At 41.9% G+C, this 18,902-nt stretch carries 13 protein-coding genes and 1 tRNA gene; 13 read left to right on the forward strand and 1 reads right to left on the reverse strand.

The annotated features are described in order from the left end of the window. Positions 1 to 427 precede the first annotated feature (427 nt). From HXT38_RS01560 to dnaG, 11 genes are all read left to right on the forward strand, one after another. On the forward strand, positions 428 to 2,119 hold the full coding sequence (locus HXT38_RS01560) for an ABC transporter substrate-binding protein (protein ID WP_421791928.1): 1,692 nt from the start codon (positions 428 to 430) through the stop codon (positions 2,117 to 2,119). A 475-nt stretch (positions 2,120 to 2,594) separates the two neighbouring features. Further along, positions 2,595 to 3,560 (forward strand): ABC transporter permease, encoded by a 966-nt coding sequence (locus HXT38_RS01565; protein ID WP_421791930.1) that lies wholly within the window; start codon positions 2,595 to 2,597, stop codon positions 3,558 to 3,560. Positions 3,561 to 3,602: 42 nt separating this feature from the next. After that, the gene (locus tag HXT38_RS01570; protein ID WP_174143304.1) at positions 3,603 to 4,487 is read left to right on the forward strand and encodes an ABC transporter permease; all 885 of its coding nucleotides are present in this window, start codon (positions 3,603 to 3,605) and stop codon (positions 4,485 to 4,487) included. After that, the gene (locus tag HXT38_RS01575; protein ID WP_421791933.1) at positions 4,484 to 6,151 is read left to right on the forward strand and encodes an ABC transporter ATP-binding protein; all 1,668 of its coding nucleotides are present in this window, start codon (positions 4,484 to 4,486) and stop codon (positions 6,149 to 6,151) included. The genes HXT38_RS01570 and HXT38_RS01575 overlap by 4 nt, the downstream gene beginning before the upstream one ends. Before the next feature lie 117 nt (positions 6,152 to 6,268). After that, positions 6,269 to 6,763 (forward strand): S-ribosylhomocysteine lyase, encoded by a 495-nt coding sequence (locus tag HXT38_RS01580; RefSeq protein ID WP_004118906.1) that lies wholly within the window; start codon positions 6,269 to 6,271, stop codon positions 6,761 to 6,763. Between the two features lie 53 nt (positions 6,764 to 6,816). Further along, a complete protein-coding gene (locus HXT38_RS01585; RefSeq protein ID WP_032842431.1) occupies positions 6,817 to 7,356 on the forward strand; it encodes a histone acetyltransferase in 540 nt (179 codons plus the stop codon). 84 nt (positions 7,357 to 7,440) lie between these two features. Then, the gene (alr, locus tag HXT38_RS01590; protein ID WP_421791935.1) at positions 7,441 to 8,820 is read left to right on the forward strand and encodes an alanine racemase; all 1,380 of its coding nucleotides are present in this window, start codon (positions 7,441 to 7,443) and stop codon (positions 8,818 to 8,820) included. A gap of 64 nt (positions 8,821 to 8,884) precedes the next feature. After that, entirely contained in the window at positions 8,885 to 10,168 is a 1,284-nt protein-coding gene (locus HXT38_RS01595) for a deoxyguanosinetriphosphate triphosphohydrolase (protein WP_004106024.1), read from the forward strand. Positions 10,169 to 10,251: 83 nt separating this feature from the next. After that, complete coding sequence (locus HXT38_RS01600; RefSeq protein WP_421791937.1) at positions 10,252 to 12,048, forward strand: PASTA domain-containing protein; 1,797 nt, start codon at positions 10,252 to 10,254, stop codon at positions 12,046 to 12,048. Positions 12,049 to 12,439: 391 nt separating this feature from the next. Further along, the gene (locus HXT38_RS01605) at positions 12,440 to 13,078 is read left to right on the forward strand and encodes a hypothetical protein (protein ID WP_421791939.1); all 639 of its coding nucleotides are present in this window, start codon (positions 12,440 to 12,442) and stop codon (positions 13,076 to 13,078) included. Between the two features lie 181 nt (positions 13,079 to 13,259). Continuing rightward, positions 13,260 to 15,401: a DNA primase gene (gene dnaG, locus HXT38_RS01610; protein ID WP_407645738.1), complete on the forward strand. Its 2,142-nt coding sequence runs from the start codon at positions 13,260 to 13,262 to the stop codon at positions 15,399 to 15,401. Positions 15,402 to 15,501: 100 nt separating this feature from the next. On the opposite strand, the gene HXT38_RS01615 is transcribed toward dnaG, so the two are convergent. Further along, complete coding sequence (locus tag HXT38_RS01615) at positions 15,502 to 17,196, reverse strand: acetolactate synthase large subunit (RefSeq protein ID WP_032835521.1); 1,695 nt, start codon at positions 17,194 to 17,196, stop codon at positions 15,502 to 15,504. Between the two features lie 312 nt (positions 17,197 to 17,508). Here HXT38_RS01615 and HXT38_RS01620 point away from each other — a divergent pair, with 312 nt between their 5' ends. Further along, positions 17,509 to 18,702 carry an SLC13 family permease gene (locus HXT38_RS01620; protein WP_064340223.1) on the forward strand — a complete coding sequence of 398 codons (1,194 nt, stop codon included), beginning with the start codon at positions 17,509 to 17,511 and terminating at the stop codon, positions 18,700 to 18,702. 79 nt (positions 18,703 to 18,781) lie between these two features. Beyond that, positions 18,782 to 18,854, forward strand: a tRNA-Arg gene (locus tag HXT38_RS01625). Positions 18,855 to 18,902: the final 48 nt, after the last annotated feature.

Here is an 18,902-nt window from a genome sequence, read left to right on the forward strand (position 1 = left end):
GCTTTAACATATGAGCTTTAACATATGAGATACGTGTATGCATCTTAATATTTCGTGAATTTGCGCGCTTCTACGCTTTAATCTTATGTCGATTATTGCGTACGTTTGCAAGTTTACGTTCTGTTGGAATTTAACCACATTCGTAGGATATATCTCATATGTATTGGTATAAAAATATTACAAAAATATACAAAATATGATTTGATTTTTTGGACGCGCCATAGATGAGACTGGCTTGTCAATCGACTACGATTAGTAATGCAGTCGACTTGTATTTGGGTTTATGTGGTATGCAAATAGTTATGTTTGCAAATGTGCATTTCCAATAAAGCGGCGAGCTATAAGACAAGAATAAATAAAGAATAAATAAAGAAATAAATAATAACAAATAAATAATGTTTATATGCCATTAAGAAAGGTTTATGGTATGGCTAACAGCAAACCTGAGGAAAGCGTGCACGAAGAAAACGGCGCGACTGAAAAATTCTCCGGTAAAACTAACAATGAGACTAATAAAAGCACTTCTTTCGCTGCGAGCACTGACTCTTCGCTGAATGAAGCTGAAAAATATGCTTATTCAGGCTCGAAACGCAAAATGGGCAAGATCTGGCTATTTAGCTTAGCTATTGTTTTGGTAGTAGTGTTTAGTGCAATTTTTGCAACTCTTACTACATCTAATAAACCAAATAAATCAAATTCAGTATCGGAAATTTCGAACAAAACTGTATCTATAGGTCTAAAGTTAGCTCCTACGAATCTTGATATCCGTAATCAATCAGGTTCCTCACTCGACCAGTTGCTTATTGGTAACGTGTATGAAGGCTTAGTTGCTCGCAATGCTACTAATCAGGTAGTTCCTTCGTTAGCTCAAAGCTGGGAAGTAAGTAAAGATGGTTTGCGTTACACATTCCACATGCGTAAGGGTGCTGTATTTTCTAACGGCAATAAGCTTACTGCGCATGATGCAGAATGGTCGTTTAGCGAGCTTATTGCTAAAAAATATCGCGGCTCTAACATGGTTGGAAAAGTTGAGTCTGCTAAAGCAAAAGATGATTACACGTTTGAAATCACTCTTAAAGAGCCAAATGCTAAGCTTTTGTGGGCACTTTGCAGTCGTTCAGGTTTAGTTTTTGATAAAAGCGCAAAGTATGATGCAAAAACTCAAGCAGTTGGTTCTGGACCGTATTTAATTGACAAATTTGTGCCAAATGATCGTGTTGTTTTAAAAGCAAATCCGCGTTATAAAGGTATTCATCGTGCGCAAACTAATAAGATAGTAGTTCGCTATTTTGTTGACGATAACGCAGCGGTTGACGCACTTTCTTCCGGTTCTGTGCAAGCATTAGCTCCTATTTCTGGTCAACTTGCTAAGCCTTTTAAAGATGATTCCAAGCGTTACGATGTCAGTGCAGGTAATGGCACAGATAAATTTGTTCTAGCTATGAATATGAAAGGCGAACGTACTAAGGATAAGCGCGTGCGCAAAGCTATTCGTTACGCGATTGATCACAAGCAAATTATTGCATCTCGTGGCGGCACGGATTTAGCTCTTGGTGGTCCAATTCCTTCTCTTGACCCTGGTTATGAGGATTTAACTAAGCTGTATCCTCATGATTTGCAGCGCGCTAAGGAGCTAATGAAGGAAGTCGGATTTGACGAATCTCATCCTATGGATTTGACGCTTACTTATCCGAATATTTACGGCACGCAAATTGGCGATCAGCTGCGCTCGCAATTGAAGCCTATTGGAATCAATTTGAAAGTTAATATTGTTGAGTTTACTACTTGGCTTCAAGATGTTTATAAGAATAAGCAGTATGATTTGTCGATGGTTGATCACAATGAGAGTCACGATTTTGGGCAGTGGGCGGATCCTACGTATTACTACGGTTACGACAATAAGCAAGTCCAGGATTTGTATGCTAAAGCTATGCTTTGTGCGGATCCTAAAGAGTCAGATAAATTGCTTGCTAAAGCTGCGCGAATTATTAGCGAGGATGCTCCTGCTGATTGGCTGTTTAACTATCGCGTTGTAACTGCGAAAATGAAGAATCTTGAAGGAATGCCTTTTGACATGAATCAAGAGATTTTGCCGCTATACAACCTGCGACTTAACTGATTTTGTGTTAGCTGTGCGCGACGACCTGCCTTCGCGCATAGAGCGTAGCGCGCGAAGGCAACTCGGAGCGCCGAGCTTGCTCAAGTTGAAAGCACAGTGTGCTTTCAACGCAAGCGAGGTCTGCCTTCGTCTCGATTGACGAAGGCAGGGAAGACTCACATGTGGGCACATTGGGAATTTGGTTGTGGTTTGTGTGCGCTGACGACCTGTCTTCGCGCATATTCCTCACGGCATAGCCGTTCGGCTGATTTGGCATGTGAAGCACACCGTGCTTCACAATTGAGCCAAATCACGCTTTGAAGGAGCTTGAAATCCTGTTGATTTCAAGCTCGGTCAAAGCGCGCGAGCGTAATCTGCGCGAGTGTCCCAAAACATGCAAAATGAGACACTCGCGCAGCGCGCAAACTGCACTAGTGCTCGAATTTGTGTATTTGTGGTGCGTTTCGACTAGAAGAACATAGAAGGGAGGCATTTTATGTTTCGCATGATTTGCTACAGAGTATTGCTGTTTATTCTTGCTTTACTTGGCATTTCTGTAGTTATTTTCATATCGTTACGTGTACTTCCGGGCGATGTTGCGCAAGTTATGGCCGGCTTAAACGCTCCTCGCGGAAAAGTAGAGGAGCTTAGAGCAGAACTTGGTATTAATAAACCACTTTTTACGCAGTATGTTGACTGGATTTGTGGTGTTTTCCGCGGTGACTTTGGCGTGTCTATGTTAACTGGTCGTTCTGTAAGTTCAACTATTGCGATGCGTGCTTCTATTACTTTTCCACTGATTCTTTTGGGTCTGTTTATTGCTTTAGTAGTTGGTATTTCACTTGGATGTTTGCAAATTACTCATGAAGGCAAATTTTCACAGGCAATTATGCGCTTTTTGGCTATTACAGCAGGCTCTGTTCCAGCATTATGGGGTTGCATGCTACTTATTTTGCTATTAGGACGCGGTATTGGTGTGTTCAGTTTGTTGCCAACTCAAGGTTTCCCTACAGATGGCTGGAGCGAATTTCCTGAAGCTTTTGCGTCTCTTCTTATTCCGGCTCTTACAGTAGGACTTATTGTTGGATCTAGTTTTATGCGTTACACTGCTGCAACTGTTGAAAATATTGTTAAAAGTGAAGTAGCTTCTCAAGCTATGGCTTGCGGAATGACTCGCAAACAAGTTGTGTGGCGTGTTGGTTTGCGACTTGCTCTTCCTCAACTTGTATCTGTTATTGGTTTAACTTTCGCTCATATGGTTATGGGCGTGATGGTTATTGAAAACCTGTTTTCCTTACCTGGTATTGGTACGGGAATGGTTCGAGATGTTGGTTTGCGCGATCTAATTGCAGTGCAAGGTGAGCTTTTTATGCTTGCTGCGCTGTTCTTACTAATCGGCTTTGTAGTTGACATTACCCATCGACTACTTGACCCTAGGTTATCTAAAGATAGTTTGAATTAATTTCCTATTGTTGAATCTAACATGCGAATAAGGTGAGTTTTTATGTGCAATATGTCTAAAAAAAGTATCAAAGTAAAATCTACTTTGTTTAAGCGCATATGGAATGCTACTTTCGGTAAATTTGTGTGTTTAACGTTTGCAATATGGTTTTTTGTTGCTTTGCTTTCGCTTTTATGGACTCCGTACTCACTTTTAGAAACTAATGGTTTTAAAGTATGGCAGAAGCCGTCTTTTTCGCATTGGCTTGGCACGGACGGCACTGGTTCAGATATGCTTAGTTGGCTTATGGCAGGTTCAAGAATTGAGCTGATTCTCGTTTTTTCTACTGTTCTAGTTGCTACTTGTATTGGGTTTATTGTTTTGAGCTTTATGATTTCTAGTTCACAAATTGTTCGCACAATAAGCATTATGTCTGTTGACGCATTGATTTCTATTCCAACTGTTTTAATTGCGCTTATGCTTGCAGTTCCGTTTGGAGCTAGTGTTGTTGTGATTGTTATTGCTTGTGGAACTGGCTATGGCTTGAATTTAGCACGTATTGTACGACCTAGTGCGCAGCTTGCGTTGCAATCTGATTATGTGACTTCAGCTGTTTTGCAAGGTTCCTCGCGTAAATATGTTCTTATTCATCATGTTTTACCAAATATTATTCCTGTTGCTTTTGTTGAGCTTTCTCTTTCTGCAGGAACTGTTATTTTGGCTGAAAGTGGCTTAACATACTTGGGTATTGGTGTTCCTTCTGGAGTTCCTAGCTGGGGGCGCGTGTTGGCTACTTCTGTTTCGTTAATTCACGTAAATCCTTTATCGGTTGTCTGGCCGGGTTTGATTGTGACTGTGGTTGTTGTTGCTCTTAATCTTTTTGGTGACGTATTGCGCAAAGTTTTAGATCCTTCATCAAAAAGTACGAATAAAGTAGGGGAAAAATGAGCTTAAATATTCAAAATCTCACGCTAAAACTTGGCGGAAAACTAATTCTTGACAACGTATCAATTGAGATTTCTGACGGTGAGCGTGTTGGCTTAGTTGGTTCTTCTGGCTCTGGCAAATCTATGCTAATTCGAGCTATAACTGGATTATTGCCGTCAAATGCTGAAATTTCAGGCTCTTGTATGCTCGGCAACCTTCAAACAGTGAAAGCAAAAGATGAAAATTTAGCTTCTATTCGCGGAAAATACGTTGGTGTAGTATTTCAGCAGGCTAACAGAGCGCTTAATCCAATGTTAAGCGTTGAAAAACAAATTTCTTTGCCTTTGCGAATACATTACAATCTAGATGATGACGATATTCACAATCGAGTACGCATGATGCTTGAAAAAGTAGGGTTGTCGAAAAATCTCGCATCTAAACGCACGTTTGAGCTTTCTGGAGGTCAACAGCAGCGAGTTGGTATTGCTACAGCTTTGATTACTTCTCCGCGTTTGATTTTGGCTGATGAGCCTACTACCGCGCTTGACTCGGTTACACAAAGTGAAGTTGTGCGAATGCTTGCTTCACTTGTAGATGATATGGGCGCTTCAATGCTTTTTGTAACGCACGATTTTTCTGTGCTTTCGCATGCTGCTAATCGTTGCTATGTGCTTGATTCTGGGCGTGTGGTCGATAGTGAAAATATTAAGAATTTGCTTGATAATCCGCGTATTTCTTCTACTAAACAATTAGTGAGTGCTGCTAAAAAGTTGACTTTTAGAGCGCAAAATTTAGGTTCTAAAAATTTAGATTCTGTAAAAGTGGGTTCTGCAAATGTTGATTCTGAAAACGCTGATTTTAAGAAATTTAATTCCCATATTGGCAGCAGTGAAGAAAATGCACTTATAAATGCAAAAAATATTCACGTTATTTTAGGTCGCGCAAAAACTCGTGCTGAAGTGTTAAGCGGTGTAGATTTAAATCTTAATATTGGCGAATCTTTGGCGATTATTGGCGGATCTGGTTCCGGCAAAACAACTCTTATACGCGCTATGTTGGGGCTTGAAACTCTTTCTGAAGGAAACGTTACTTATTGCGGTGAAATTGTAAATAATGCCAATTTATTAGAAGTAAATAAAAATGCTTGTACGCTTATGAGACGCGAATCGTCGCTTGTATTTCAGCATCCGTTTGCCGCATTGGATCCACGCTGGACAGTTCAAAAAAGTGTTGCTGAGCCTCTTAGAATATGGCAAAAATCGCTTAAATTAGACGATGCAACTATTGAGCAGCGTGTTTGTGAAATGCTGAAATTAGTAGGCTTAAAATCTGAAGATTTTTTGGAACGTCATCCTCACGAGCTTTCTGGCGGTCAAGCGCAATGTGTTTGTATTGCTCGCGCATTAATTAATAATCCTCGAGTTTTGCTTGCTGACGAGCCTATGAGTGCAATTGACGTTGCTGAAAGAACTCGCATTTTAGACGCTTTTGCATCCATTCGCTCCGAGCGTAAAAGCATGTCATGCATATTTGTAAGTCATGATTTGGGTATGATCCGGCATTTAGCAACGCGAGTTATTGTTCTTAATGAAGGAAAAGTTGTGGAATGTGGCAGTGTAAATGATGTGCTCAATAATCCACAAAATGACTACACTCGTGCTCTTGTAAACGCAGCAATCATGTAAATAAATCTTTCGACTAATAAATCTTTCAACTAATTAGGCAACTACCGTCTACTATAGAAGTACTCACTACGTTAAAGAGTACGTTGTTTATTGTGTAGTTAAGTGAAGGGAATACTTATGAATAAGCAGGATGCGTCTAGACCTAGACCAGAAAGTTTTGAACTAGATCATACTAAAGTAAAAGCACCTTATGTGCGCTATATCAATACGCAAAAAGGTCCTAATGGGGATGTTATTTCCAACTATGATATTCGTTTAACGCAGCCTAATGAGGAAGCGATTCCTACTGCAGCTTTGCACACAATTGAGCATATGATTGCAGTGTTACTTCGTGAGCGTATTGATGGCTATATTGATTGCTCGCCTTTTGGCTGCAGAACTGGTTTTCATCTGCTAACTTGGGGCGAACACAGCACAGAAGATGTGGCGCGCGCTTTAAAGGAATCTCTTGAGTTTATTGCGTTTAATGCCACTTGGGATGATGTTCCTGCAACAACTATTGAATCTTGCGGCAACTATAGAGACCACAGTTTATTTGGTGCTAGTCAATGGTGTAAAGATATTCTAGCGAAGGGAATTAGTTCGGATCCTTTTGAGCGCAAACTTGTGTAAGTAATAATTAGCTAATTTTGCGCAGTTTTATTTGCTTTCTTTTAGAGGTTGACATGGAAGATATAACATTGAGAAAAGCAACTCTTGGTGACTTGCGAAATATTGAGCATATTTATGAAAATGCTCGCAAATTTATGCGTGTTACAGGCAATCCTCATCAGTGGGGGAATAGTTTTCCACTTGTTTCAAGTGTTATTGAGGATATTCGTTTAAAACGTTTCTATTTGATTGTTGACGAGGATCCAGAATCGCATAACGAGCGTATTTTAGCGCAATTCGCATTATGTGAAGGTGTTGATGAAGTGTATGCCAGTATTGACGGTGCATGGCTTGATGATATTTCCCCTTATGTAACAATTCACCGCTTAGCATCTTCGGGAATAAAACCAAAAATGGCAACAGCGTGCTTGCATTGGGTGCAGCAAAACTATAATAATGTACGCATTGATACGCATCCAGATAACGTGATTATGCAAAAAGTAATTACGCGTGCAGGGTTTAGTCGTTGTGGATTGGTCGTTATTCCAGATCGTGCGCACAGTGCAGTACGTATTGCATACCAATGGGTGCAAACACTTAATCATGTCATATGAAATGCGCATGTGTTCTTAAAAGCTTATGGAGAGTATACAAAAGAGCATGTAGCATTAAAGCATACTAAATCAGTTAGGTGAGTTATGAGTACAGATTTAAGTAATGCGGCAAGTAATAGTGCACGTAATACGGCAATGTTAGAAGCAAACTATGCTTGTGCGTTAAGTGCATACCCTGGGCAGGTAATCGTCGATTTGAAGGCGCTTCGAGGCAATATGCGTACTTTGGTTGAGCGCGTTTCGCAAGATTTGCAGCCTAGTCAGAATGCGCCGGAAGTTATGGGAGTCGTAAAAGCAGACGGATACGGTCACGGGCTTGTTCCTAGTGCGCTCGCGGCTTTGGCTGGAGGTGCTACTTGGCTTGGCACAGCTCAACCGTACGAAGCGTTGCGTTTGCGTGCAGCTGGTATTGATTCTAGCCGTTGCCATATTCTCACTTGGCTTACTAGCGCTCCAACTACGAGATTTGCAGATCTGATTACAGCAGATATCGATATTTCAGTAGGCTCTGTTGACTCTCTTGATGCTGTAGCTTTTGCTGCACGAAAGTTAGGTAAACCTGCTCGCGTGCACGTAAAAGTCGATACTGGTTTTGGACGAAACGGTTTTACGCCAGAAGGTTTTAGTGCCGCTCTAGAAAAATTGCAACAATACTCTAGTGAAGGCGTAATTGAGGTTATTGGCCAATGGAGTCACTTAGCTGTGGCAGATTCTCCTGATGTTCCAGAATTTGTAGATGCAACCGACCGGCAAATCCAACAATTCCACGAGTTTACAAATCGCATGAAAGAAGCATCTGTGGCACCTAAAATCCGCCATTTAGCGAATACTGCTGCAACGCTTAATCGTCCAGAAATTCGTTTTGAGCTTGTTAGACCAGGAATTGGTTTGTATGGATACGAGCCGGATCCTGCAATGGGGGATTCTCAAACTTATGGATTGCAACCAGCTATGACGCTTCAAGCGCAACTTGGCACTGTAAAAGCTGTAGAAGAAGGGCATGGAATTTCCTACGGGCGCACGTATTTAACTCCAAATAATACGAGTACTGCTATTGTGCCGCTTGGTTACGCTGACGGAATTTTGCGATCTGCTTCCGGATTTGATATGCAAGGTGCGCGTCATGTTGATAAGCAGGGCGGACCGGTTAGAGTAGAAACCAATAAAGGTGCGCGAATTTTGAATGTTTCAGGGCGAGTTTGCATGGATCAGTTCATAGTTGATTTAAAAGGCGATGCTGCAGAGTTAGGCGTCCGAGAAGGCGATACTGTAACGCTTTTTGGTCCTGGAAGAGGTGTGGAATTTGCTGAGCCTACTGCCGACGATTGGGCAGAAGCTGCAGGAACAATCAGCTACGAAATCATGACTGGAATCGGACCTCGCGTGCCGCGGCTTTACCGCAATGCTTACGAAGTGCTATCTTCTAGCGATATTGCAAAATTGGACGCAAAAAGTCTTATATAGCTTGTTGCTGCTTGGTTTTTTAGAAGGTTAAATTAGCCTTAATTGCAAATAAAAGAGGTGCTGTATGTGCAACGAAGTAATTGCATCGGATAATGAGATCGTTGGCGAATACGATTTGCATGATACTGAGCGCTGGGCGAGTGAGCCTCATCACACTCGTGTGAGAACGCCTTTTGAACGAGATCGTGCGCGAATCATACACTCATCTGCGCTACGTCGATTGGGTGCAAAAAGCCAGGTTTTAGTTGCGGGTTCGGATGATTTTGCTCGAACTCGCTTGACACATACTTTGGAAGTTGCGCAAATTGGTAGGCAAATTGCAGCAATGCTTGGATGCGATCCGGATGTTGTTGATTGCGCTTGCTTATCGCACGACTTAGGGCACCCACCATTTGGCCATAACGGAGAACGCGCGCTCGCAGAATTAGCGAAAAATATTGGTGGATTTGAAGGAAACGCACAAACTCTTCGCTTACTTACGCGCTTAGAACCGAAAGTTTTTCGCGAAAACGGTAGAAGTGCAGGAGTAAATCTTACGCGCGCAGCATTAGATGCTGCAGTGAAGTATCCGTGGGGATTAGAAGAAGCAAAAGCGCACGATAAAGGCGAGCGTGATTTGAAATTCTGTGTGTATCCGGATGATCGAGATGTGTTTGAATGGCTGAAAATTGGTGCTCCACGCGAAGCAAAACCAATGGAATGTCAAATAATGGATCTTTCAGACGACATTGCTTACAGTGTGCACGATATTGAGGATGCGATTGTAACTGGCGCTTTTAACCCTGCTTTAGTTGCGGATTCAAAAGTTGTAGATGAAGTTATTGAAGAAACCCATGCATGGTATGGTGAACGTTGGGATGTAGATAAACTTTTGGATGCTTTGAAACGTTTGCGCTCGCTTCACATGTTTCCTAATTCTTTCGACGGTTCTCGTCGAGCGCTAGCGCAGTTGAAAAATATTACTAGTGCTCTTATTGGTCGTTTTGCAAGCTCTGTTGAGCACGCTACGCGTGAGCGTTATGGCAACGGTCCGCTTGTTCGCTACCGCGCAAACCTTGTGATTCCGGAAAATACTTCCTACGAAATTGTGATGCTGAAAAGCTTAGCTGTGCACTTTATAATCGCTCCTCGCGAGCGTGAAGTTTATAAGCGCGAACAGAAAATTTTGACAGATTTAGTAGAAGTATTTATGAGCAAGTCGCCGCGCTCGCACGATGCAATGGAGGAAGTATTCGTGGGAGATTGGAACGAGTGCACTAACGATGATGAGCGTCTTCGTGTTGCAATCGACCAGGTGGCAAGTCTTACAGACGGTTCTGCTACAACTCTTCACGCGGCTTTGTGCTAGGTGCTTTTGCTAAGTGCTTTGTTCTGGGTGAGCTGTGAGTGTAGATTTGTTGTAAAGACTAAAGTGTGCGAAGAAGGTTGAGAATGTTTTGTGCAAATTGCGGGAATAATATTATTCCTGGAGAAAAATTCTGTGGTAACTGTGGTGCTTCTGTTTCATACGGGAATAACGTTGAACAATCTCAGCCTACGGAAGTGATGCAGCCTACGGAAGTGATGCAGCCTACTGGAGTAGAGCAGCCTACGGAAGTGATGCAGCCTGGAATTCAAATAGCTCAGCCTGAATATGCAACTCCGCTTATAAAAAATCGCAAACTAATTATTATAAGCGCATGCGTTATAGCAGCGGTTGCAATTATTGCGGCGGCAGTCTTCTTCTTTACTTTTCCGCATTTTCGTAAAGCAGCGCCATCTGAACGCATAGTCGTACCTAAAGCAAAAACTTCACAATCTGCGCAAGATGTTGTACGCGAACTGCAAGAAAAAGGTGTTGAAACTCACTTAGTAAAAGATTTCGGAGGAAGTAAACCAGGTAATTTTGCTCGGTATCAAAACGTAAAACCTGGGCAAGTTATTCACGGAAATCACGTTGTAACGGTCGTTGAATCCAAAGGTCCTGGAATTCCGGAAAAGGGAGTGATTGGAAAAACTGTTGAAGAAGCAGCGCCTCTATTAAAATCAATGGGAGTTCCAGTAAAAGTTTACAAAGTAGCCTCACTTCATCCTGGAAAAATTGCTGCAACTAACCCAATGCCAGGCGAGCCTTTAGATGAAAATAAAGAAATCTTCATAGGCGTTGGAGAAGAAGATAAATATCCTGATAGCGGCAGGTCTGTTCCTGTTGAATTATTCGATAAAGATAAAGACGAAGCGTACAAAATGATGTCTGATGAAGGATTCAAAGTTAGACTTGTACCAAAATATTCATCCCGAAAACACTTAGGCAAAATTGTTGGGTCTAATCTTGGATTAGGGCAATCACATAGGGGAGATACCGACATAACGCTTTACTATGGCGCTGATGCTTCTGAAACTAAGAAAATGTTTACTAGCAAGCGTGGATATGGTGAAAGTAATCAAGCAACTGTAGTTTCTACATTAGTTCCATTTGTTGGAAAATGGTGCACTAAATCTGGAGATTGCTTAGAGTTTGAACCTACAAATTATGATACAGAAATAGGCGAGAATACTAGAGTGCTTCTTCGTGGCACTCATGCTATGGATGATTTAGTAGATGATGAAAATAATAAAGATTATGCACACAGTTTCGGAATGTGGCAGTATACACAGCAATTATTGGGTGATGCAATTGATACTGATGATAGTGATGAAGATAAGAATTCTCTTCCTTTGCACAATACATTGATTTTTGGTGATTCTGGCATGACTGAAATATTTCGCGATGGTGGAGATCCTTATTGTGGCAATAAGGTATACAATGTGCATTCGGGGTTGTGTGTTAACGGACAATTCCAAGATTACCAAGATTTAGATAGCAATTATCCAGATTATTCTAGCAATAACTTTATTGATGTGCCGGGAGTAAATAAGGGTATAACGTATAAGATGCGCGCGTATTTTGTGCTTGTTCCGGTTAGTGCAAAGCTCGACGAACTAGAAGCAAGCGGATTCTTTAAAGGCAAAGGCAAGACTAAACCGGATATGGATCGTCCGTTTATTTTGCGCAGAGATCCTAAATATTACAGTAAATCAGAGATAACAGTTGCTTCAAAAGATGGTGATATGAGAGACAATCCTTTTGTTCCAACTTCTAAACATAAAGCAATACCTTTTGCTCCAGCTCCGGATGATTCAAACGTTTACTACCTAGTTGAGAAGCCGTTTGATTTTACTGGTTTCATTAAAGATCGGGAATTGTAAAGTAGCAAAAGATTACGAAAGATTGCGGAAGATGCGGCTTGCGCAACTATTTGCGATTTGTGCGTCTTCCGCTGATTTCGTAGCGTATTTTGTCGATATTATCGTTGATTTGGTGTTTTCGACAGTTTCGTCTCGTTTTGTTTATTTCACCAAGTGATTATGTGTTTTCGACGGTTTTGCCTCAGTTATATGGTAAATTCTCGCAAATTTGCTGTCATTAATTTAGCCTGAAAATTATATAGCTTTGTTCTATTTTTCCTTCTACTTCATTCATTTTCTAGGGGGGGTATTTTGTGATATAGGTCACATGTTTGACCCAAAGTTACACTAACATATTTTAGTGCAAAATTCTTCGCACGCTGTACGTGAGAAGGAAGAAGAAAGGAAAATTATGTTAAACAAGAAAGCTATCGCAGTATTCGCTGCTGCTGCAACTTTGCTATCCGGATTAGCTTTTTCTACTCCAGCGATGGCTGATGATTATTCCAATGATAGTCAAGAAGAAGATGTTGATAATTTGATTTTGGAAGTATTGTCTCGCGCAAATGAAATCGTTTCCGCAGGCGATACGAATGCTAAGGGGTACGCCGAAGCTAAAGCATTGTTGGAAGTAAATCATGAGATTTGCGAAGCTAAGGCTAAGTGGGTTGCAGCTTTAGATGAAGTTGATAACGCTTCTACAGAAGAAGAAAAAGCCGCAGCTCAGAATAAGGCAGATGAAGCTGAATCTTATTATCTTAGTTTGCACCATCCAAAGTTTGATGGCGCGCTCAATAGGTTTGTAGCTGCTATTGATTACTTCGGACATTCTCAAAAAAATTCTGAATCGGCTGACACTCAATCTGTAGATACTTCTATTCCGCATCGTGTCGATAATAGTAAAGCTGATAACAATAAGACTGATAGTGATAAGATTGATAGCAATAAGACTGCTAAACTTCCTAATACTGGTTCTTCTGTAGTTTTGGCTGCTGTCACTGCTTCCATGCTTGCCGGTATTGGTGCTGTTCTTTGCAAGAGTCGTCACTAAATAGTTTATTCGCTAATCTTTTCTCTAGTTATTTTTAGGTATTAATGCTTATAAATTGCATTTATAAATTGCATTTGTATCTGTTGTAATCAAGTAATTGATTTTAAGGCGGTGCGTAACGCAGTATATCCTGTGTTCGCATCGCCTATTTTTGTATTATGCTTTGGAAAAACGGTGAAAAGTGGCTGAAACACTAAAATTATATGCGCAATACCACTCGCCGCAGATTTGCGATAAGCTAGATAGCATGGTTGGAATGATTGTGAAAGAAGACATTGAGCGCGTGCGCGCTGCGGCAGATTTGTATGACATTGTGTCTGCAACAGTGACGCTTAAGCCTTCCGGAACTGGCACTTTTGTAGGTCTTTGCCCATTCCACGATGAAAAAACGCCAAGTTTTAGTGTGCGACCAAGCTTGGGAGTGTGGCATTGTTTTGGTTGCGGCGCTGGCGGCGACGTATTTAAGTACGTTGAGCAAAAAGAGAATATTGATTTTCGTGAAGCGGTCGAGTTTTTAGCAGATCGTTACCACATTGAGATGCATTATAAGCAGGAGCAAAATAGTGATTCTCAATCGCGCGGTTCTAAGCGAGCCAGGCTTTTAGAAGCAAATGAAGAAGCGCAAAAGTTTTTCGTTTCAAATCTCGGCACTCAAGAGGCAGCTCCTGCGCGCGAATTACTTGCAGGGCGAAACTTTACTCCGCAACAAAGTGCGCGTTTTTCTTGCGGTTACGCGCCTAAAGGCTGGGATAATTTAGTTAGATACTTAGCGAATAAAGGTTTTACGCGTCAAGAGCTTCTCGACGCTGGTCTCGCTAGACTCGGTCAGCGCGGAATATATGATTATTTCCGTGGCCGCTTAACTTGGCCTATTCGCGACTCGACTGGTCGAACTCTTGGCTTTGGTGCAAGAAAGCTTTATGATGACGATTCTATTAGCGCGAAATATATTAACACTCCCGATACTGCACTGTATCGAAAAACGCAAGTTCTGTACGGAATTGACTTAGCTAAGGCAAATATTGTAAAAAAGCGTCAAGTTGTAATTGTAGAGGGCTACACAGATGTAATGGCATGTCATTTGGCTGGTATTGATACTGCTGTTGCAACTTGCGGAACTGCGTTTGGCGTTGAGCATGCAAAAATTGTGCGCCGCCTTATTGCAGACGATTCTTTGGGGGCAATTCAGCTTGTTGGCCCACTGAAGGTGGATGGACAGTCTGTAAGTTCGCGCATCGTTTTTACTTTCGACGGTGATGCTGCAGGTCAAAAGGCTGCGCTACACGCTTTTGGTTTGGATTCTGCGTTTTTGACGCAAACTTTTGTTGCTGTAGCAGACAATAATCTCGATCCTTGCGATTTGCGTATTCAGCGCGGTGATGAGGCTGTGCGTTCGCTTGTTGCACATGCAAGTCCGCTATACGATTTCGTTATTGACACAGTAATTAATCGTTTTGAGACTTCGTACACTACTGGTCAAATGGGCGCTATAAAGGCTGTCGCTCCTCTTATTGCGCAAATTCGAGACCGTTCGCTGCTTGACTTGTATATGCGCAAAGCCGTGCGTTCAATTGGCGTTGATTTAGCTGTTATGCGCAATGAAGTTGAGTCTGCACGTAGACGTTTGAAAGTGCGTGACGACGATGCTTATGCGCAAAAGCATAACGTTATTCCAACTTTTGGTCAGCAAATTAATGACGATCGTAATGCAGGTTTTAAAGCTTCGCGCATGGAAATTATTAAAAGTTCTGCTAAAAATCAGCATTATTATCGTGTGGATGATGCTGTATTTATGTGCGAACAACAATTTATGGCGTTACTTTTGCAAGTTCCGCTTGCTTTTGATGAGAAATTGTTTGCGCAATTGACTTTGAATAATTTTATTACACCAGTATTTCGTACGCTGTTTCAAGCATTTGTAGCTGCAGGTGGATTGCCGGTTGGCAATGTTTCGCAAGGATTGTGGCTGCATATGATGACAAAAGCTGCAGGTCCTTTGCTTGAATCCGTTATTACAGAACTTTCTGTAATGCCGTTGCCGCTTCCTTCTCCTGCAGATACATTGGAAGATACCGGCAATCGACAGAATCAGCAAGTTTCAAACGGATCTCCTTCAGATCTTTTGCGGAAAGCTACGAGTGCAGAAAGTAAGTATGCAAACGAGCTGCTTATTCGCCTTCTTGATATTGGCTATATGCGTAGAATCGGTGCTGCTAGAGTGCGTATGGCGAAACTCAAGGATGGTCAGGAAAAGCTTGAGCTTCTAGGAAAAATTACTTCAATGGAAGCGGCTCGCAAAAACTTACAATCGCAAATCATGTAGCCTTTCATGCAATCTTTTGTACAAAACTGTACTAACAAACAAAAGGCTACGTAATCTAGCGTGATTACGTAGCCTTTTGTTTGCAAAAATTTATTGAAACTCAGTTACTAAAGTCAATATCGCCGAGCTTTTCAATAAGCTTCATATTCTCACTGTAGTCAACTGGGCAAGAAATCACGTCGACGCCGCTTTCCTGATCCAGCGCTTCACGAAGCATGTTGTACAAATCCTCCGGTTTTTTAACAGCATGACCGCGCGCGCCAAAGCTTTCAGCTAGTTTTGGCACGTCCGGATTATGGAAATCAACGTACTCGTGCTCGCCTGCATGAAGCTCCATCTTCCACTTGATTAAGCCGTACGCGTTATCTTCCCAAACAAGAACTACCATTCGGCTGCCAACGCGCACTGCAGTTTCAATTTCCTGCACGTTCATCATAAAGCTTCCGTCGCCCATCACAGCCAAAACCGGTTTCGTGTTAATTTTGCCGGAATTATCGCGAATAAACGAAGCTCCAACAGCACCTGGAAGCGTCCAAGCCATAGTTGAAAGACTGTTGTCGATTATGCAAGTATTCGGGTGCATAGTTGGGTACAATCGTGCCATCCACATTTTAAGAGCGCCTGTATCTACAAGAACCTTCGTGCCTTCAGGAACAGCGCGGCGAATATCGTAAACTACGCGCTGTGGTTTCATTGGCATGCTTTCGTCGTTTTCGCAAGAATGTAATTCTTCCGTAAGTAGTTGTCGAATACGTGGGTGACTTACGTCAAAAGTAATGTTTCGTGTCTTTAATACTTCTGTAAGAGTTTTAAGCGTTTGGCCAATATTCGCCATAATATTCAGCGCAGTAGGGTAGTGTGCGTCGGTATCTTCCACAAAAGTATTGATGTGAATAATAGTTTTATCAATATTTGGGTTGATTTTCTTCGGGTCGAACTGCTGAATTGAGAAGCCGACAGCAATAATCAAATCAGCAGTGTCAAACGCGAAGTTCTCGTAATCGCGATGCATGAAGCCGACTACGCCAAGTGCATTCGGATGATTATCTGGGAAAACGCCCTTACCTTCGAAAGTAGTTGCAACTGGCACATTAAGCTGCTCAGCAAACGCAAGAAGCTGATCCTCAGCGTGAGAGCGCGCAACGCCGTTTCCAGCCAAAATAATAGGTTGCTTTGCTTGACTAATAATTTTCGCAGCTTCTTCAATAGTGTCTGGCGCTGGCATAATATGCAGCGGATGTGGAAGTGGAAGAGGCTTTGCGTTGTCAGGTGCTGGCATTTCGCTGATATCTTCCGGAATAACAAGGCATGTGGCTCCCGGACGGTTGCGACCGGCAATTGAGAAAGCTTTTCGAACCATTTCTGGCGCAGATTCTGGAGCAAGCATCATAGAAGACCATTGCGTAATTGGCTGGAAGAGTGCAACCAAATCAATAATTTGGTGAGATTCCTTATAAAGCCTAGAAACGTTACCTTGTGCGCAAATTGCTACAAGCGGTGTGGTGCTTGCGTTTGCTTGAGCTACAGGAAGTGTTAAATTCAATGCGCCAGGACCTAGAGTTGCCAAGCATACGCCTGGTTTTCCAGTAATATGAGCGTATGTCGCTGCCATAAAACCAGCGCCCTGCTCGTGGCGAGTAAGCACAAAACGAATTCGTCCATCGCGCTCAATTGCTTCAAGAAGCGGAATATTTTCCTCACCTGGAATACCGAATACTACTTCAACTCCTTCGTTTACCAAGCATTCAACAACTAAATCTGCAGTATTGCGCTTGTGGTTTTCACGAAGATGCATTTGACGAGCAAGTTTTTGTTCAAGCTTTTGATCTTCTGTTTTGTTTATTTCTGCCATAATTCGCTTCTTGTGTAGACAACAAATTCTTTGTTTTATTATGATATACGCAATCTTGTCTTTAAATGCAATTTTTTCAATGCGCGTGTCATAAAAAAGGGCGGAATTTTATGTTAGCTACTTTAGGCTAAATCACGCTATTAATAGTTGCTAATTTATTGTTATTGCAACGATTTTGTCGGGAATTTAACCCGATTGTGGGACTGGGTTTCTAGTATAATAGAGTCATTATGTCTATTGCGTTACGGAGGAATGATGAAGCGCTGGCTGTTGAATGTGGTCAAGTGTGAAACCATTCTTATTGTTGCTGCAATTTTGGCAGTTATTTCCTGTTTTTTGGTACCTCCAGATCCGCAATATTTGAGTTATATTCATCTCAACACTATTTCGCAATTAGTGTGCCTTATGATGGTTGTGTGCGGATTCCAGCGCATTGGTGTGTTTCGATCTATTGGTGCGCGTTTGCTAAGGCATGTGCGCACTGAGCGCGGCTTGGTGCTCGTGCTTATGTCGTTAACATTCTTTTCGGCGATGTGGATTACGAACGACGTTGCTCTCGTAACTTTTGTGCCTTTTGCACTATCTGTGCTCGTAATGGCGAATGCTGAAAAGCAGTCAATTCTTGTAATTACGCTTATGACTATTGGTGCCAATGTTGGAAGTATGCTCACTCCTATTGGCAATGCTCACAATCTGTATTTAAAGGCGTTGACTCATATGTCTACGCAAGATTTTTTGAAGATTATGGCGCCTTATACGATTACAGCAGCACTGTTGATGATCGTATTTGCATTCGTATTCTTTAAGTCGCGCACAGTTGACCAGTTTGCAGGTTTGCATGGTGACGATATTGAGCAAAGCGTGTTGGCCCCTTCACATGGTCATCCGCAGCCTGATGAAATTCGTGTTATGGGTTACGGCATGAGTTTTACTCGCTGGCGTGTTACTGTTTATAGTTTGCTGTTTGTTGTTTGTTTGTGTGGTGTTAGTGGATGGATTCCTGACTGGATTATGGTGCTCATTATGGTTGCAGCTTTCCTTGTTTGCGACCGCCACGTATTCCGTGTTTTAGATTGGGCTTTGCCGCTCACGTTTATTATGTTCTTTGTTTTTATTGGCAATATGCGTCGAGTTGCTGGATTTAGCGATCTTGCGCAAATGTGGGTTGGTACGCATCCGATGGAAGTTTCTATTGCTTCAAGCCAATTTATTAGCAACGTGCCGACGACGATTCTGCTTTCTGGATTCTGTGATCAGTGGAAGCTTCTTATTATTGGCACGAATCTTGGTGGAATGGGTACTTTGATTGCTTCTATGGCTTCGCTTATTTCTTATAAGGGAATTACACACCAGTATTCGCATTACCGTGGGCGTTATTTGCTCACGTATACTATTGTCAATGTGTTCTTCCTTGCAGTGTTGATGTCACTTGCGTGGATTATTGAATAACAATTTTTATATAAACGTTTGATATTTATAATTTTATGGCGCGTTGATAGTAGTTTTTTGGTATAATAACCATTTGTTTGCCTCTGTAGCTCAAAGGATAGAGCAACGGCCTTCTAATCCGTTGGTTGCGCGTTCGAGTCGCGTCGGGGGCACTATGAAATCTTGAAATAGCATAGCGCATTTCAAGATTTCATAGTGCC

This window comes from Gardnerella sp. DNF01157, from assembly GCF_049244225.1.
Taxonomy (GTDB): domain Bacteria; phylum Actinomycetota; class Actinomycetes; order Actinomycetales; family Bifidobacteriaceae; genus Bifidobacterium; species Bifidobacterium leopoldii.

Coding starts and splice junctions, on each gene's coding strand:
- HXT38_RS01600 (WP_421791937.1), top strand. CDS start 10,252: ATGTTTTGTGCAAATTGCGGGAATAATATTATTCCTGGAGAAAAATTC.
- HXT38_RS01585 (WP_032842431.1), top strand. CDS start 6,817: ATGGAAGATATAACATTGAGAAAAGCAACTCTTGGTGACTTGCGAAAT.
- HXT38_RS01620 (WP_064340223.1), top strand. CDS start 17,509: ATGAAGCGCTGGCTGTTGAATGTGGTCAAGTGTGAAACCATTCTTATT.
- HXT38_RS01595 (WP_004106024.1), top strand. CDS start 8,885: ATGTGCAACGAAGTAATTGCATCGGATAATGAGATCGTTGGCGAATAC.
- HXT38_RS01565 (WP_421791930.1), top strand. CDS start 2,595: ATGTTTCGCATGATTTGCTACAGAGTATTGCTGTTTATTCTTGCTTTA.
- HXT38_RS01570 (WP_174143304.1), top strand. CDS start 3,603: ATGTGCAATATGTCTAAAAAAAGTATCAAAGTAAAATCTACTTTGTTT.
- HXT38_RS01575 (WP_421791933.1), top strand. CDS start 4,484: ATGAGCTTAAATATTCAAAATCTCACGCTAAAACTTGGCGGAAAACTA.
- HXT38_RS01615 (WP_032835521.1), bottom strand. CDS start 17,196: ATGCATCTTCGTGAAAACCACAAGCGCAATACTGCAGATTTAGTTGTT.
- HXT38_RS01560 (WP_421791928.1), top strand. CDS start 428: ATGGCTAACAGCAAACCTGAGGAAAGCGTGCACGAAGAAAACGGCGCG.
- alr (WP_421791935.1), top strand. CDS start 7,441: ATGAGTACAGATTTAAGTAATGCGGCAAGTAATAGTGCACGTAATACG.
- HXT38_RS01580 (WP_004118906.1), top strand. CDS start 6,269: ATGAATAAGCAGGATGCGTCTAGACCTAGACCAGAAAGTTTTGAACTA.
- HXT38_RS01605 (WP_421791939.1), top strand. CDS start 12,440: ATGTTAAACAAGAAAGCTATCGCAGTATTCGCTGCTGCTGCAACTTTG.